The sequence below is a fragment of the Bacillus siamensis genome (assembly GCF_051628075.1).
In the GTDB taxonomy this organism is placed as follows: Bacteria; Bacillota; Bacilli; order Bacillales; family Bacillaceae; genus Bacillus; species Bacillus siamensis.
Genome location: NZ_CP155579.1, coordinates 1,320,926 through 1,336,643, shown reverse-complemented (window position 1 = coordinate 1,336,643; position 15,718 = coordinate 1,320,926). Strand labels below are relative to the sequence as shown.

The following is a 15,718-nucleotide window of genomic DNA, read 5'->3' as shown; positions in this document are numbered from 1 at the left end:
CCATTTACATATCCCGCACAAAAGCTGCCGCCCGGCAGCTTTTTCAAATGTTTCAGATTTCCGTCATTTCAACGAAAAAATCTCCGGTCTCATCTTTATTGTAAAGATTTGTGATGGATGTATGGTAGTTGGTTATTTTGCCGCGGAATTCAAGACCCCGATCGGGCGCCTTAATTTCAAATGTTTTTTCATACAAAAGGACGGCAATGTCATGATACGTTTCAGAGGTCACCTTCAGTATAAATGAGATGACGCGGCCGTTTTTTCCCGCACTTTCTTTACAGTCATACATTTCAAGCCTTACACCGTTTAACTCTAACGGCTCCATGACAAACACTCCTTCTTTTTACAGGACATGCTATCATGCTGACCATTCATTTACAATTGATCCGCTCCGGATAAGAAAAAAACGGCGCAGGCCTTTACAAACATACGTTCCCTATTTTATAATGAAACAGACGAGCTGCCATCCAGCACCCGTCACGTAATGAAGCGGCGAGTACACTCCCCCCGGGTTTACTCGTCTTTTTCTTTTCTCCAGATGATTTCTTTTTTTATTATACAAGTTCCCGAATACGTCGGCGCGCCACAGACGAAAAATACCCCCGCTTAAAAGGCGGGGGTATTTAGGCTGCGCCTGGAACATTAACGGTTGTCAATCGTCTCCGGATACATATCATGATTCATCATCCGATGTTCAGCCATTTTTTCATATTTTGTTCCCGGTCTGCCGTAGTTTGTATACGGGTCAATGGAGATTCCGCCTCTTGGCGTGAATTTGCCCCATACTTCAATGTAGCGGGGGTCCATTAATTCGATCAAGTCATTCATGATGATGTTCATGCAGTCCTCGTGGAAGTCTCCGTGGTTGCGGAAGCTGAAAAGATACAGCTTTAACGATTTGCTTTCCACCATTTTTTCGTCCGGAATATAGCTGATGTAGATGGTTGCAAAATCCGGCTGTCCCGTTTTCGGGCAAAGCGACGTAAATTCCGGGCAGTTGAATTTAACGAAATAATCACGGTTCACGTGTTTATTCGGGAATGATTCCAAAACCTCCGGCGCATATTCAAATAAATAGTTTGTCCCTTGATTCCCCAGAAGTGTAACTCCTTCTAATTCTGATTCTTTTCTTGTCATGTAAATTCTCCCTTTCTATTAAACTCCCCGTTTATTGCCCCAAAGCAATGTATGAAGCTGAGGCAGGACTCTGACGAGATTCAGATCCGAATCGGCAGAAACCTTATCAACGAGTTTTTCATATTTTTCGAGCAGATGCGTAATTAATGCCCGGTCATCCGTCGTGTGGACATTATCGTTTCCGACCTGAAGATAAAACGGGATATTCGGATACCGCTTATGCACAGTTTTCGCGAATTGCAGATCTTCATCATTAAAAATGACGACCTTTAAGCTGACTGCGCTAAGCCTTTCAGCCGCATCAAGCGAGGACACGATGTGATCGAGCTTTGCAAAGTCGGTTGTCATCCCTGAACTCGGCGGCTTCGGTGAAATCGTCAAGTCGTTAATCATTGTGAACCAATCCTGATAGACCGTTCCCTGCGTTTCTAAAGCGGCGCGCACACCATGCTCTTTCAGCAGCAGAATCAGCGCGTCAAGCTGCTTTAACAGCGCCGGGTTTCCTCCTGAGATGGTAACATGGGAAAAGGCGTCTCCGCCGATTTCTCTCAGCTCGCGGTAAATGTCTTCCGCCGTCATCCAGCGGATATCTTTTTTGGCTGAGCCGTCCCATGTAAAGGCGGAGTCGCACCAGCTGCAGGAGTAGTCGCAGCCCGCCGTGCGGACGAACATGGTTTTCTGGCCGATGACCATGCCCTCTCCTTGTATCGTCGGTCCGAAAATTTCTAAAACCGGGATTCCTTTAGCCATTCAAATCACCTTTTTTCGGGCGGTATACGCAATAGCTTGTCGGGGTTTCCCTGACAAAAACCTGGACGCAGACCGGCTGATTCTCCAGTGTTTCAAGGTAGGACTGAACTTTATCATAAATCGTTTTGGCTACGACTTCGGTTGTCGGCAGCGAATATCGGTCATCATCAGAAAATTCATCATGGTCATTCAGCAATGTATGATCGTAAGCGCCGTGCACCAATTTCTTCAGCACGCTGAAATTCACGAGAAAGCCTGAATCATCCAGTTCATCCCCTGCAACTGTAATATTTACTGTATACGTGTGGCCGTGGACTCTGCTGCACGCTCCGGCACTTTCACGGGGAATAAAGTGCGCTGCTGAAATGTGCATGTCCTTATTCAGCTCAAACGAATAAGGATGCTGAACCTGCGGGTAAATTTGAGAAAGCAATTAGTTCCGCTCCCCTTTCATTTTCATATATTCATCATATCCTTTATTGCGAAGCAGACATGCCGGGCATTCTCCGCATCCGTCCGCAATGATGCCGTTATAGCAAGTCAATGTGTTATTCTTTACAAAATCAAGCGCGCCGAGCTCATCAGCAAGTTTCCATGTTTCCGCTTTGTTCAGCCACATAAGCGGCGTATGAATGACGAACGGCTTTTCCATCGCCAAGTTGACGGTGACATTGCAGGACTTGACAAACTCGTCCCGGCAGTCCGGGTAGCCGCTGAAATCAGTTTCGCATACACCGGTGATGATGTGGCGTGCGCCGATTTGATATGCAAGAATCGATGCAAAGGATAAAAATACGAGGTTGCGACCCGGCACAAATGTTGTCGGCAGTTCCCCGTCCTTCGCTTCAATTTCGATATCATCCCGTGTCAGCGCGTTTGGCGCAAGCTGGTTTAAAAGAGACATATCAAGCAGATGATTTTTGACACCGAGCTTTTCGGCAATCGATTTAGCTACATCAATTTCTTCTTGATGACGCTGATTGTAATGGAATGTAACGGTTTCTACTTCTTCAAAGTTTTGCAAAGCCCATAATAAACACGTCGTGCTGTCTTGGCCTCCGCTGAACACTACAACCGCTTTTTCTTTTTTCATGTCTTTCTCTCCCTTATCTATCATTCAATAAAAAAAGCGCCTTTCTCGGAGAAGGCGCCCTAAAAAACATAAAAAAAACCGTATCCAAGGATACAGCTCGTCCTTAGTTTTTTATAGAGGGTGTAGCTAGAACCTCTCCCGCATCAGTACGGATTTTCTTCTTTTTTTCACTTTTGCTATCATACCATAATGCCGTTTCCCCTGACAATAAAAAAAACAGCCTGAAACTTGTGTCAGGCTGCAAAGACCGATTTAAGCCCGGCTTTTCTTTTTCGGAAATGCCACCAGTGCAATCCCGATCAGCACAAATAAGGCAGGCCAGAAAACAGAAACCGGGATGATCGGCTGATACATCAGCGTAAAGCATAGCGCGGTCAAGGTCAGAACCGCAACCGGTATGAGCAGCGCCTTTTGTTTCCCGCCGAACAGCCACAGTTCAAATAAACCGAATGCCGCCGCCAACAGGTAAACAGGCCATGTCACACCGGAATAGGCCCAATGGGTCGCCGTTTCAAAAACAAACAAGATCCCCGTAACCAATAAAATGCCGCCCGGTACGAGAAGTCCTGCGTTTTTGACCGGCTTCGGACCGAAAATCGGAATGTGAAAAGCGGCGGCAAGCAAAAGAATGAGCGCGGGCCAGCCGCGTTCGCTGATGACTTCATTTACATTGGTGAATATGCCGAAAATCCCCATTACGCAAAGAATCGCAGCAGCAGCCAATAGCCCCCTTTGCTTTCTGCCGAACAGCCAGGCTTCAAACAGGCCGAACGCGACGGCAAAGAGGTAGACAGGCGATGTCATATTTGCGTATGTCCAGTCTGTCAGCGTTTCAAACCATAATAACCCGCCGATCACAAGCAATGTTCCGCCCGGAATGAGAAGGCCCGTTCTTTTTTTTGGCTGCATGAAGGCTGCGGCGTGAAACAGAAGCGCTACTGCAATGATCAAAAGCGGCCACAGCCCTGTCAACAGCATACCGGCAAAGCATAGGACACCCGTCCCTGCCAAAATCAAAGCAGGAATCAATACGCCGATCTTTCTCCCGCCGAAATACCACAGTTCAAACAGACCGAGAGCAGGCGCCCATATATAAACAGGCCACGTCACGCCTGAATACGCCCATCCTGTTGCCGTCTCAAAACAAAACAGACAGCCCAGCACAAGAAAAAGACCGCCGGGAACGAGCAGTCCCGTCTGTTCAGGCGTTTTTTTCGAAAAAACAAATCCGGCGTGAAACCCCGCGGACATTATAATGAAAAGAAACGGCCACGCCGAACCGGCGGAAATATGTATAACCCCCGCCTTCTGTAAAAAAAACGCAATGCCGATACAGATAAAAATAAATCCCAATAATACACGTCGCTCTTTCATCTCTTACTCCTCCCCATCATTTCCCAATTCATTATACAGAAGTGACAGGAAAAAAGAAGGGGAATTCCCAAAAAATACAGACGTTTTCATTATTTACGTTGTTTTTCTTTCGGGACTTTTTTGCAAACCAATGCGCCGATAAAGGCCAGACTCACATATCCAAACACCGGATAAACGGTGGAAATCAGCTGTCCGTAGCCGATTTGACTGACAATAAACGCAAACACCAAAATGCCGCCGTAAATATATGTACTTTTTGTATGAAGAAAACTGTTTAATTGTTTTTCCAATCCATATAAATTGCCGATAACCGACGTAAACACTTCCCCGAAAATAATAAACAAATAGATGATATGAAGCGAGCGCGAATACAAATACACTACTTGAGCCATCGGAATGTCAAACTCCAGCACATCCGGCAGCACCGATAATGATAAGAAGCTCGCGGCAAGCACCAGTGTCAAAAGAGCGCCGCCTAAATAAGCCCCCCTTCTGATCACTTTCTCTGATGACATTTCATTCGCAAGCGGCACAAGAACAGCTTGGGCGAGTGATAAATTTAACGCGCCGTAAGAGACGGCGGACAAAACCCAATTCCACTTGTCAGGCCATACCCATTCGTCCGCATTTCTCACACTTGTAAATACAAAAGAATCAGCGGCAACGATAAAAGAGAAGGAAATTAAAAGCGGCACAACCAATACATTGACGCCGAACACACCTTTTACGCCGCTTGTCATGACAGCAAAACTCAGGACGATCGTCAGAAGGATCCCCGCTTGTGCAGGCCAGCCAAGCTGTTCATGAAACAGCGCTCCCGCTCCGGACAGCATGACGGAGGTTACTCCAAGCAAGATAAACATCATAAATATGTTCACGGCGCGTCCGATGGACCGGCCGAATAAATATGTGTTCAATTCCTGATAAGATGATGCATGAATCCGTTTGGATATAATCATGATTTTGGCGCCTAAATAGATAAACATCAGGCCGCTTACCATAATACCGAACAGACCGATCCAGCCAAACCTCAGAAAAAATTCAACGATTTCCCGTCCCGTGGCAAAACCGGCTCCTACAACCGTTCCTACGTATACGAATGCAAGCTGACTTGCAGAACCTTTTCTTTGTCCCATTTCACCCTCCGGCTAAGCGCAGATTTGTCCAGGCCTTTTTATCAGCATATGAGACAAGTCGCCTGAAAAGAAGAACAAATCATCCTTCCCCAAAAACGAATTCAGCTCTCCCCTTTAAGCAAAAATATTGAAAGAAAAAAAGGACCAGCGTATACTCTTCATCAAGAAAGGTCAAACATTTCAAATGCCGCTTCTCATGCTGTAAACTTTGATTTTTCACGGTTTAAAACAAAACACTTGAAAGTCAAAGAAGGTCAGAGTATACTATTAATCAAAGAAGGTCAAAGTTAAGACCTTATTTTCTAATTCATTTGGTCAAAGAAGATCAAACAAGGAGGTTTTGGCAAATGCGTTGTCAACACTGTCAGAAAAACGAGGCGACGATTCGCCTGAACATGCAAGTCAATTCCATTCAAAGACAATTCGTTTTATGTGAAACATGTTATACAGAATTAACCCGCAAACCGGCTATGAGCATGGGTCCGCAATCTTTCGGATTCCCGTTTGAGCAAGGCTTCGCTCCCGGTCAAAATAAACAGCAGGACAGCCGTAAAAAAGGTCTGCTCGATGAGCTCGCTCAAAACGTCACAAACGGCGCAAAAGCAGGTCTGATTGACCCTGTGATCGGACGCGATGATGAGGTGGCGCGCGTAATTGAAATTTTGAACCGCCGGAATAAAAACAACCCTGTGCTTATCGGTGAACCCGGTGTCGGCAAAACGGCTATTGCAGAAGGTTTGGCGCTTAAAATCGCTGAAGGCGATGTGCCGAACAAACTGAAAAACAAAGAACTTTATCTGCTTGATGTCGCTTCCCTCGTCGCCAACACAGGAATCAGAGGCCAGTTTGAAGAAAGAATGAAACAATTAATGAACGAATTAAAAGAGCGGAAAAACGTCATTTTGTTCATTGACGAGATTCACCTTCTCGTAGGCGCCGGCTCTGCCGAGGGATCAATGGATGCCGGAAACATCCTGAAACCGGCGCTGGCCAGAGGCGAACTGCAGGTCATCGGGGCGACAACGCTGAAAGAGTACCGCCAGATTGAAAAAGATGCAGCGCTTGAAAGACGCTTCCAGCCTGTCATGGTTCATGAGCCTTCTATCGAACAAGCCATCAGCATTCTTGAAGGCATTAAAGATAAATACGAGAAATACCACGGCGTCACATTCAGCGATGAAGCGATCAAAGCGTGTGTTACACTTTCTTCCCGCTACATTCAGGACCGCCATCTGCCGGATAAAGCGATCGACTTGTTAGATGAAGCCGGTTCTAAGGCAAACCTGGAGCTTGATACCGTAAATGAAGAAGATGCGGCTGAGAGACTCAAAGCAATTGACGCGGAGAAAACAAAAGCGCTTCAGGAAGAAAATTATGAGCTTGCCGCGAAACTGCGCGATGAAGAAGCGGCGTTGGAAAAGCAGCTGGCGCATGAAACACCGGCCGCTTCTTCAGAAATCGGGGCGGAGCATATTCAAGCCATCATTGAACAGAAAACAGGCATTCCGGTCGGAAAGCTCCAGGCTGATGAACAAGTCAAAATGAAGGAACTTGAAGAACGCCTTCATGAGCGCGTCATCGGTCAGGAAAAAGCCGTGAAAAAAGTGGCGAAAGCGGTCAGACGAAGCCGCGCCGGCTTAAAATCAAAAAACAGACCTGTCGGCTCCTTCCTCTTTGTCGGACCGACCGGGGTCGGAAAAACCGAGTTATCAAAAACACTCGCAGATGAACTGTTCGGCACAAAAGATTCTATCATCCGGCTCGATATGAGTGAATACATGGAAAAACACGCCGTTTCTAAAATCATCGGTTCACCGCCGGGATATGTCGGACATGATGAAGCCGGGCAATTAACGGAAAAAGTGCGACGCAACCCGTACAGCATCGTGCTGCTGGATGAGATTGAAAAAGCGCACCCCGACGTCCAGCATATGTTCCTGCAGATTATGGAGGACGGCCGTCTGACAGACAGCCAAGGCAGAACGGTCAGCTTCAAAGATACCGTTCTGATTATGACAAGCAACGCGGGAACCGGCGAAAAACAAGCAAAGGTCGGATTCCAATCTGAAGAAAGCGTCATGGAAGAACAAACGCTGATTGATTCACTGAGCGCGTTCTTCAAACCGGAGTTTTTAAACCGGTTTGACAGCATTATTGAATTCCAATCCCTGAAAAAAGAACATCTCGTGAAAATCGTCAGCCTGCTTCTCGCAGAGCTTGAAGACACATTAAAAGAGCGCGGCATCAGCCTGAGCGTCACCGATGATGCAAAAGAAAAAATCGCTGAAATCGGCTATCACCCTGCTTTCGGAGCACGCCCGCTCAGAAGAACCATCCAGGAATTGATCGAAGACGAAATGACAGATCTCTTATTGGATGACAATGAAATAAAAGCCTTCCATGTCGTAATGGAAGAAGACGGCATCAAAGTCCGTGCACAATAAGAAAAAGCGGTTCCCTGTCTGGGGAGCCGCTTTTTTGTATCTTTTTCCATGCCGGAGGGCAGAAACTGTGAAGAATTCGGCAACAATTTCGCATTCACCCTAAAGTTCCATCCACTGCCACCGATATTAACCATAGAAAGCTAGTATAAAGGATTTGGTGAAAACTATGGATAAAACATCGATTATCGGTATCATCCTCGCCCTGATTGCTTTAAGCGTGGGCATGGTGCTGAAAGGGGTCAGCTTAAGCGCACTCGCTAACCCGGCAGCTATTCTGATTATTTTGTTCGGTACGATTTCTGCGGTGATCATCGCATTCCCCGGAAAAGAAATCAAAAAAGTGCCTGCCCTTTTTAAAGTGCTGTTTAAAGAAAACAAACAGCTGACCATTGCGCAATTAATTCCCATGTTCTCTCAATGGGCGCAAATCGCCAGACGGGAAGGTCTGCTCGCATTGGAAGCAAGCATCGAAGACGTGGATGACGCGTTTTTGAAAAACGGACTGAGCATGGCGGTTGACGGACAAAGCGCAGAATTTATCAGAGATATTATGACTGAGGAAGTTGAAGCGATGGAGGACAGACACCAGGCCGGCGCGGCTATCTTTACCCAAGCCGGCACATATGCGCCGACACTCGGCGTTTTGGGTGCGGTCATCGGCCTTATCGCCGCTCTTTCCAATATGAACAATACCGAGGCGCTCGGACATGCCATCAGTGCGGCGTTTGTCGCCACCCTTCTCGGAATCTTTACGGGATATGTACTATGGCATCCTTTCGCCAACAAGCTGAAACGTAAATCAAAACAGGAAGTCAAACTGCGTGAAATCATGATTGAAGGCGTTCTGTCGGTGCTTGAAGGACAGGCGCCGAAAGTGATCGAACAAAAACTTCTCATGTATCTCCCTGCGAACGAACGAGCAAAAGTCATTGAACAAGAAGGAGAGGCAAACAATGGCGAGAAAAAAGAAGAAGAAGCATGATGACGAGCATGTGGATGAGTCTTGGCTGATCCCGTACGCGGACCTTCTCACCCTTCTTTTGGCTCTGTTCATTGTATTGTTCGCCATGAGTTCTGTCGACGCGGCGAAATTCCAAATGCTGTCTAAATCATTTAACGCCGTTTTTACAGGAGGCACGGGGGTCCTTGAATATTCAAGCGTCACCCCTCCCGAAAATGAAAAAGACGGTGTTGACCAGTTAAAAAAAGACAAGGAAAAAGATAAAGAACAGAAAAAGAAAGAAAGAGAAGCAGCCGACCGCGAAGAGCTTGAAGGTGTGCAAAAGCAAGTCAAACAATTTATAAAAAACAAAAAGCTTGAACATCAGCTGGAAACAAAGCTGACAAAAGAAGGCCTCTTAATTACCATTAAAGACAGTATCTTTTTTGACTCAGGACGGGCGGATATCCGCCAGGAAGATATTCCGCTTGCGAAGGAAATCTCGAATCTCCTTGTGCTGAATCCGCCAAGAAACATTATCATCAGCGGGCATACGGACAATGTGCCGATTAAAAACTCGCAATTTCAATCAAACTGGCATTTAAGCGTCATGCGTGCCGTCAACTTCATGGCTATTCTTACAGAAAACCCGAAACTTGACGCAAAAGTATTCAGCGCCAAAGGTTTCGGCGAGTATAAGCCGGCTGCGTCGAACAAAACCGCGGAAGGACGCAGCAAGAACAGGCGTGTCGAAGTATTGATACAGCCGCGAAACGCCGCCCCTGACGAAAATCAGTAATATAAAAAAGGAAGCCTTTCAAATGGCTTCCTTTTTTATTTCTGATGAAAATGTTTAGCGTTTAATCCCACTCTTTTCAGCATTTCCGTACACATTTCTATCTCTTCATCACTCAGCACACTGATCATTTCTTTAATTTCGGCTGCATGATCAGGGAAAATATCGTCCAAAAGACGGATTCCCTTTTCGGAAATCTGTGCGAAAGTCACCCTCCTGTCAGTCGGCGAGGCTTTTCTGATGAGAAGTTCTTTTTTCTCTAATTTGTCAACAACGTATGTAATACTTCCGCTCGCTAATAAAATTTTGTCGCCGATCTGCTGCAGCGGCTGGTTGCCTTTATGATACAGCAGCTCAAGCACAGCAAATTCCGTCGGATTCAGGCCGTGCTTATGAATATGTTTATTCATATGGTCGTTTATGGACCGGTACGCACGCGACAGTACAATAAATAATTTCAATGAGTTTTCTGTTTTATCCGTCATACATTCAATCATCCTTTTACAAAAGAAACCGTTACAGAGAAACATTAATAAACAAAATGAAAAATGTCAACAAAAATGTTTCCAAAATTTCTCTTCTTTTTGAGGGACCTTAATAAAATAATTTGTTTTTATAGCATTTTGGTTATTTTTTCTTATTAAAGAAGTATAAACAATGATATAATACCTCTATTCAAGTGTAATGTTGGAGCGATGCAGAGTGAATACATTTAAAGGTGCCCGGGGAAAGATCAAACTTTATCTCTTATTGGTGATCATCCCGGCACTTATTATCAGCTTTTTCATATATGAAAAAGAAAAGCAGAAAATAGCCGATAAACACATACAGGAAGCCAGTATGATGCTCAATCTTCACCGCAATAAGCTCAATTATTTAATCGGTGAAACAAAAGCCCGGATGACAACACTTGCGATCGCTGTCGATAAGCCTGTCAATGAAGAAAAGATAAATGAGATCCTCACTCAGGCTTTTGAGGATGAACCAAGATTCAGCGGATTGTATATGCTGAATTCCAAAGGTGACGTCATCGCAAGCACGACCGATCTGAAAACAAAGGTGAATTTGGCCGACAGACCGTATTTTACGAAGGCAAAAAAGACGAAAAAAACGGTCATCACAAACGACTACTCCAGCAGAATTACAGGCCAGCGCATCTTTACGATCTGCGTGCCAGTGTTAGACGCAAACCGGGAGGTCACGGATTATTTAGTGGCCGCCATACAAGTCGATTATTTGAGAAATATGATCAATATGCTGAGCCCCGACGTTTATGTCAAGGCAACCCATGAGGATAAAGTGATATTTGCCAGCGGACGGGCAGATCAGTCAGAAGGCGTGAAACCGGTCAGCGGCTATCTGGATGATATTAATTGGAACATCAATGTCTACCCGAAACCGGTAGAGCTGAACGAGCTGACCAAAAGCGTGCTGCTGCCGATGTCCAGTATTGCCGTGCTGCTGAATATTCTGTTCATCCTCGTTCAATATTATCTGCTTAAGCGCAAGACCGAGCTGGAGCGCGCTCAAAACGAGGCGCAAAAATTGGAGCTGATCGGAACGCTTGCCGCAAGCACCGCTCATGAAATACGCAACCCGCTTACAGGGATCAGCGGCTTCATTCAGCTTTTGCAGAAAAAATATAAAACGGAGGAAGATCAGCTGTATTTCTCAATTATTGAGCAAGAGGTTAAACGGATCAATCAGATAGTCAGTGAGTTTTTAGTGCTCGGCAAACCGACCGCGGAACGATTGGAAGTGAACTCGCTGCAGGATATTCTTGATGAGATTATGCCGATTATTTATTCGGAAGGGAATCTTTATAATGTGGAAGTGAATGTGGAGATTCTCGTCAATCGGCCGCTCAAGGTCAACTGCACGAAAGACCATATTAAACAGGTGATCTTAAATGTCGCGAAAAACGCGCTCGAATCAATGCAGGAAGGCGGCAGGCTGTCCATCTATTTAGAGGCCCTCGACGATAAAGCGGTCATTAAGGTGGCCGACAACGGAATGGGTATTTCTGAAGATATGCTTGAGCACATTTTCCTTCCGTTTGTCACATCAAAGGAAAAAGGCACCGGCCTCGGTCTTGTCGTATGTAAACGGATCGTGCTGATGTACGGCGGTTCGATTGACATTCAAAGTGAAGTCGATAAAGGTACAGAGGTCACCATTACCCTCCCTGCCGCTTCACGATGAAAAAACACCCTGAAACAGGGTGTTTTTTATATAAGAAGAATATGTGTAAGAGGATATACAGGGGAACGGCATCATAGCCGGCAGATAGATACGAGGCGCTTCGTGAGCTGTGCCAGCGGAAAAGCCCGCTGACTGTACGCGGTCATCTTTTTAGATGCGGCGGTTGATCATGAAGCGCATTCAGTCTTCGTTATCTGTTTATCATCAATCATTTGTTTGCTTCATATGCAGGCATGACGTCACCGCGGGAGAACAAGCCTATTTTCTTCACAAGGCCCTGTATTCCTTGGTGATGTGTGCGCTCACGGTTTATCAGCTGCTGATACGCGTTCATCAGACTGTCCAGTTCCTGGCTGTGTCTGATCGTGTCATATCCCGTAAATCCCTGCCTGTTAGCCGCATCTATCATCATTTTTCTCTTTTCATCAATAGATACTAGCAATTTTTCTTGTTCAGAATAACTGCCCATTCACTTCACCCCTCACCGCTAAAAGAATAGGAAACAAGTTTGATTGGGTTATTGAGCATTATTACAGATTATACTTTATTTGTAAACATTTTTTTACTAAATAACTTAATTTTTCATTTCATATTGGAATCTTTACTATGATTACGAGAATAATACCCATTCAGGTAATGATATAAACAAAATGCGCCCATTTAATGCATAAAAAAACAGAGATTTTATATTACAATAAAAAACCTCTCATGCGGCTGACCGCATGAGAGGTTCGGACATCTATCCGTTTTGCACACTTTCATTTTCATAAATCGGCACCCATCCTTCAGTCGTCACGAAGATTCGGATTGCGACGACCCGGCGGTCCTCCTGAAGCGTAAAGTAGTGGCGGATGTTCTCCGGAACCGAAATCAAATCCCCCGGATTTAAACGGACATCAAAAAAAGTGCCGTCTTTGCCCTGAATGACGAAGATGCCGTGCCCGCTGACGATAAAGCGGACTTCATCATCCGTGTGGTGATGTTCTCTTTGAAAATTTTTCAACAGCTCATCAAGATTGGGTGTTGTATCTGATAAAGAAATGACATCCTGAGACCGATAGCCGCGCCGGGCTGAAATATCCTGAATCTCCTTCTCAAACACCGTGAGAATCCGGTTTTTTTCATCTTCGGTTAGATCGTATTTCTCCGAAAGCTCAGGCGGAAGTTTTTCAATGTTCCACTGCTCATAGATCACCTCTTGTTCGTCTAAAAAGCGCGCTACTTGTTCCTGATGTTCAATGATCGTATTCTTTTCGTCATGAATTCTGATTGTCGCCATTTTGCATTCCTCCTTTTATTTTACAAGCTGCGGCCGAAGTGACAGAAGCTTGATGTGACAGCTGAATAAAAATTCATAGGCTTCCAGCACCCTTTTCGCCTCAAACGCGGTCCGCCCCCATGCCGTAATGCCGTGGTTGCGGATTAATACCGCGCCTGATCCGGCGTCTGCATGGCGCGCAAAGCTTTCGGCCAATGCCGGGATGTGCGCCGGATTGTCAATGATCGGAACGGTCACCGACGCGTTTTCCTCCCACAATCCGAGCGCCTTAATAATCTCCTGCCCCTGAAAGGTGATCTGTTTTTCATCCCCGTAGAGCTCTGAGATGACATTATTATTAACGGTATGGACATGCAGACAGCAGCCCGCGTCTGTCTTTTGGTATAAGTACGTATGGAGAAGCGTTTCTGCCGAGGGTTTTAAGGAATGGCCGGTCTCAGCGGGCTCCCCGTTCTCATCGACTAAGAGAAAATCTTCGTCTGTTTCTTTTCGTTTGTCTTTTCCGCTTGCCGTAACGAGAAACGTCAGCGGCCCGTCGGATACTTTGATGGAAAGATTCCCGCTTGTAGCCGGGAACCAGTCTCTTTCAGCCAGCTCGCGCTTTACTTCGGCAAGTTCGCGCCAGCGTTCTTCTTTTGCAGCCATGCCTGCACCTCCCCGATATTTTCGATGCCTGTTTTCACTTCATGAAAATCTTGAAAAGGCTGATGCCGAAGACCAAGCTCTTTGCATTCAGTCAAAAGATAATCTCTCGCAAAACACATATCGGATAACTTTGCAGCCTCGACATCCGTCACCGAATCACCGATCATAATGAGAAATTTCTGCCGGTCGGATAGCTTCCGGATGACGGACGGTTTGCAGCAGCCGCACTGATTCGTGCAGGCTTCGTCACAAGCGTGCGGCCAATTGATATGAATATATTCATTGTCAAAGGATGCATGATTGCAAAAGATCCGCTCTTTTTCTACGATGCCTTCTAAAAGCGGATGCACAAAAAAGTCCATCCCTCCGCTTACGATGTAAAACGGGAGATCGTTTGACCGGACAAACGAAACAAAATCCAAAAAGCCGTCCCGTATTTTCGCATCCTTCAGAATAAAGTCAGTCAGCTCTTCTTTTAAGCTGCTCGGCAGCAGCCCGAACATCCGGCCGACTCCTTCCTGAATTGATATGCTTTTAGACAGAACACCGTCTTTTAATTCAAGCCACTCAGGTGGCGCGAATTTTTTCATCATGCTGACAATGTTGTCGTTCATGGTGACAGTTCCGTCGAAATCACAAATAATCAGCGGTGTGCGGGTCATACGGTTTCCGCCTTTCCCCATTTGTCTAATGCGAGCTGAAGATCTTTGCACGACGCGGCTTTTTCTTCAATCGGCTGTGCTTCAAGCACCGCATCAATGATGGCGCGGAACGCTCTTCCGCCGCCCTCGGCTCCTTTCGGATGGCCGTGAATGCCTCCGCCTGCATTGATGATGTGATCAATACCGAAATCACGCATCAGCAATGGCACCATGCCGGGATGAATGCCTGCTGACGGGACGGCAAACGTCGGGTGAAAGACGTCGTCTTTTACACATTCATGATGGATCGCAAGTGCGGACTCCTTCGGAAGAGCGACGGATCCGTATGGTGACGGGAATAAGCTGAAATCGGCGCCGCAATAGCGGTTCAGCTTGCCGAGCAAAAGGGCGTGCGATAAACCGTAAACGGGAGATGATGTAAACGCGCCGCTGACCGCCGGGTGCGCCATAATCGGAAGCGGGATTTCCCTGTCTTCAGCAAGGCTTTGCATGACGTCTAAGCCGTAGGCGAACACATTCAGTAAGAGGGCGTCTGCCCCGAGTTCTGCCGCGCGTCTCGCTTTATCCCGCAATTCAGAAGTCCTCCCCGTCAGGTTTACGGCGTACAGCGTGTTATGCCCCGTCTCCTCCCGCGTTTCCTTCAGGACTTGTTTTCCTTCGATAATGCGGGTTTCAAACGGAGCCAGTTCATTTTCAAAGAAAATTTCGTCATCTTTAATAAGATCCACGCCGCCGAGCGCCTGTTGTCTGAGCTGCTCTTTAATGTCGGCAAGATCACGTCCGATCACGCCTTTAAAGATGCTCATCAGAAGCGGTCTTTCAAATTCGCCCAGCAGTTTGCGAATGCCGTATATACCGAATTTCGGCCCGGGAAGGGAACGTTTAAACCCTTCGGAAAATTCAAGATCAGTCAATTTTATTTTTCCGTCCAGTGACAGCTTTCCGAATACCGTCGTCAGGACGGCCGGTATATCTTTTGAAAAGTTCGCCTCAGGATAGGCGATGGTGATGATGGATTGTGTTTCGTTTTCTTTGGCCCCTTCTTTATCCTCAACTTTCACGACCCGGCCTTTATGCTTTCTGAGCTGTTCCTGTTTCACCAGGGGCAGATCCGTCCAGGAGCCTACCGTCAGCCCCGCCGCAATCTGTTCCGCCCGCTTTTCACTGTCCGTTGTGTCCGTCAGAAGATATGTTGCCAATACTTCGCTCATGCGTGAACGCCTCTCTTTCTTTCGCAAAACATAAAAAAGCCTCTTC

Annotated in this window: 17 protein-coding genes and 1 riboswitch; of the genes, 4 read left to right on the top strand and 13 right to left on the bottom strand. The window is 46.3% G+C overall.

Features of this window, described 5'->3' with window-relative positions; translation table 11 throughout:
• Positions 1 to 52 precede the first annotated feature (52 nt).
• From ABDB98_RS07090 to ABDB98_RS07060, 7 genes are all read right to left on the bottom strand, one after another.
• Positions 53 to 328, bottom strand: coding sequence for a DUF3219 family protein (locus ABDB98_RS07090; protein WP_045926888.1), 276 nt, complete (start codon positions 326 to 328; stop codon positions 53 to 55).
• Between the two features lie 317 nt (positions 329 to 645).
• Positions 646 to 1,140, bottom strand: coding sequence for a preQ(1) synthase (queF, locus tag ABDB98_RS07085; RefSeq protein ID WP_003154673.1), 495 nt, complete (start codon positions 1,138 to 1,140; stop codon positions 646 to 648).
• A gap of 18 nt (positions 1,141 to 1,158) precedes the next feature.
• Positions 1,159 to 1,890, bottom strand: a complete 732-nt coding sequence (gene queE, locus ABDB98_RS07080; RefSeq protein ID WP_327814070.1) for a 7-carboxy-7-deazaguanine synthase QueE — start codon at positions 1,888 to 1,890, stop codon at positions 1,159 to 1,161.
• Positions 1,883 to 2,323, bottom strand: a complete 441-nt coding sequence (gene queD, locus ABDB98_RS07075; RefSeq protein ID WP_016936345.1) for a 6-carboxytetrahydropterin synthase QueD — start codon at positions 2,321 to 2,323, stop codon at positions 1,883 to 1,885. Before queD ends, queE begins: the two co-directional genes overlap by 8 nt.
• Positions 2,324 to 2,983 carry a 7-cyano-7-deazaguanine synthase QueC gene (gene queC / locus ABDB98_RS07070; protein WP_003154679.1) on the bottom strand — a complete coding sequence of 220 codons (660 nt, stop codon included), beginning with the start codon at positions 2,981 to 2,983 and terminating at the stop codon, positions 2,324 to 2,326.
• 97 nt (positions 2,984 to 3,080) lie between these two features.
• Positions 3,081 to 3,125, bottom strand: a riboswitch (PreQ1 riboswitch).
• 110 nt (positions 3,126 to 3,235) lie between these two features.
• Positions 3,236 to 4,357, bottom strand: coding sequence for a hypothetical protein (locus tag ABDB98_RS07065; RefSeq protein WP_438421779.1), 1,122 nt, complete (start codon positions 4,355 to 4,357; stop codon positions 3,236 to 3,238).
• Between the two features lie 89 nt (positions 4,358 to 4,446).
• Positions 4,447 to 5,493, bottom strand: coding sequence for a YkvI family membrane protein (locus tag ABDB98_RS07060; RefSeq protein ID WP_438421778.1), 1,047 nt, complete (start codon positions 5,491 to 5,493; stop codon positions 4,447 to 4,449).
• A gap of 347 nt (positions 5,494 to 5,840) precedes the next feature.
• On the opposite strand from ABDB98_RS07060, the gene clpE reads away from it, so the two are divergent.
• The 3 genes from clpE to motB all read left to right on the top strand — a co-directional run bounded on the left by clpE (position 5,841) and on the right by motB (position 9,676).
• Positions 5,841 to 7,937 (top strand): ATP-dependent protease ATP-binding subunit ClpE, encoded by a 2,097-nt coding sequence (gene clpE, locus ABDB98_RS07055; protein ID WP_049628371.1) that lies wholly within the window; start codon positions 5,841 to 5,843, stop codon positions 7,935 to 7,937.
• A 166-nt stretch (positions 7,938 to 8,103) separates the two neighbouring features.
• Positions 8,104 to 8,919, top strand: coding sequence for a flagellar motor stator protein MotA (gene motA / locus ABDB98_RS07050; protein WP_013352039.1), 816 nt, complete (start codon positions 8,104 to 8,106; stop codon positions 8,917 to 8,919).
• Positions 8,891 to 9,676 carry a flagellar motor protein MotB gene (gene motB / locus ABDB98_RS07045; RefSeq protein ID WP_060962943.1) on the top strand — a complete coding sequence of 262 codons (786 nt, stop codon included), beginning with the start codon at positions 8,891 to 8,893 and terminating at the stop codon, positions 9,674 to 9,676. The genes motA and motB overlap by 29 nt, the downstream gene beginning before the upstream one ends.
• A gap of 35 nt (positions 9,677 to 9,711) precedes the next feature.
• Here the strand turns inward: motB and ABDB98_RS07040 are convergent, their stop codons facing one another.
• Positions 9,712 to 10,158 (bottom strand): MarR family winged helix-turn-helix transcriptional regulator, encoded by a 447-nt coding sequence (locus ABDB98_RS07040; protein WP_016936351.1) that lies wholly within the window; start codon positions 10,156 to 10,158, stop codon positions 9,712 to 9,714.
• Positions 10,159 to 10,357: 199 nt separating this feature from the next.
• Between ABDB98_RS07040 and ABDB98_RS07035 the strand changes: the two genes are divergently transcribed.
• The gene (locus ABDB98_RS07035; protein ID WP_438421775.1) at positions 10,358 to 11,875 is read left to right on the top strand and encodes an ATP-binding protein; all 1,518 of its coding nucleotides are present in this window, start codon (positions 10,358 to 10,360) and stop codon (positions 11,873 to 11,875) included.
• A gap of 208 nt (positions 11,876 to 12,083) precedes the next feature.
• Here ABDB98_RS07035 and ABDB98_RS07030 read toward each other — a convergent pair whose 3' ends face one another.
• The 5 genes from ABDB98_RS07030 to mtnW all read right to left on the bottom strand — a co-directional run bounded on the left by ABDB98_RS07030 (position 12,084) and on the right by mtnW (position 15,672).
• Positions 12,084 to 12,344, bottom strand: a complete 261-nt coding sequence (locus ABDB98_RS07030; RefSeq protein WP_016936353.1) for an aspartyl-phosphate phosphatase Spo0E family protein — start codon at positions 12,342 to 12,344, stop codon at positions 12,084 to 12,086.
• Between the two features lie 270 nt (positions 12,345 to 12,614).
• On the bottom strand, positions 12,615 to 13,154 hold the full coding sequence (locus ABDB98_RS07025) for a 1,2-dihydroxy-3-keto-5-methylthiopentene dioxygenase (RefSeq protein ID WP_438421773.1): 540 nt from the start codon (positions 13,152 to 13,154) through the stop codon (positions 12,615 to 12,617).
• Positions 13,155 to 13,169: 15 nt separating this feature from the next.
• Positions 13,170 to 13,799 (bottom strand): methylthioribulose 1-phosphate dehydratase, encoded by a 630-nt coding sequence (locus tag ABDB98_RS07020; RefSeq protein WP_060962945.1) that lies wholly within the window; start codon positions 13,797 to 13,799, stop codon positions 13,170 to 13,172.
• Entirely contained in the window at positions 13,757 to 14,461 is a 705-nt protein-coding gene (gene mtnX, locus ABDB98_RS07015) for a 2-hydroxy-3-keto-5-methylthiopentenyl-1-phosphate phosphatase (RefSeq protein ID WP_438421772.1), read from the bottom strand. Before mtnX ends, ABDB98_RS07020 begins: the two co-directional genes overlap by 43 nt.
• Complete coding sequence (mtnW, locus tag ABDB98_RS07010) at positions 14,458 to 15,672, bottom strand: 2,3-diketo-5-methylthiopentyl-1-phosphate enolase (protein WP_438421770.1); 1,215 nt, start codon at positions 15,670 to 15,672, stop codon at positions 14,458 to 14,460. Before mtnW ends, mtnX begins: the two co-directional genes overlap by 4 nt.
• Between the last annotated feature and the right edge of the window lie 46 nt (positions 15,673 to 15,718).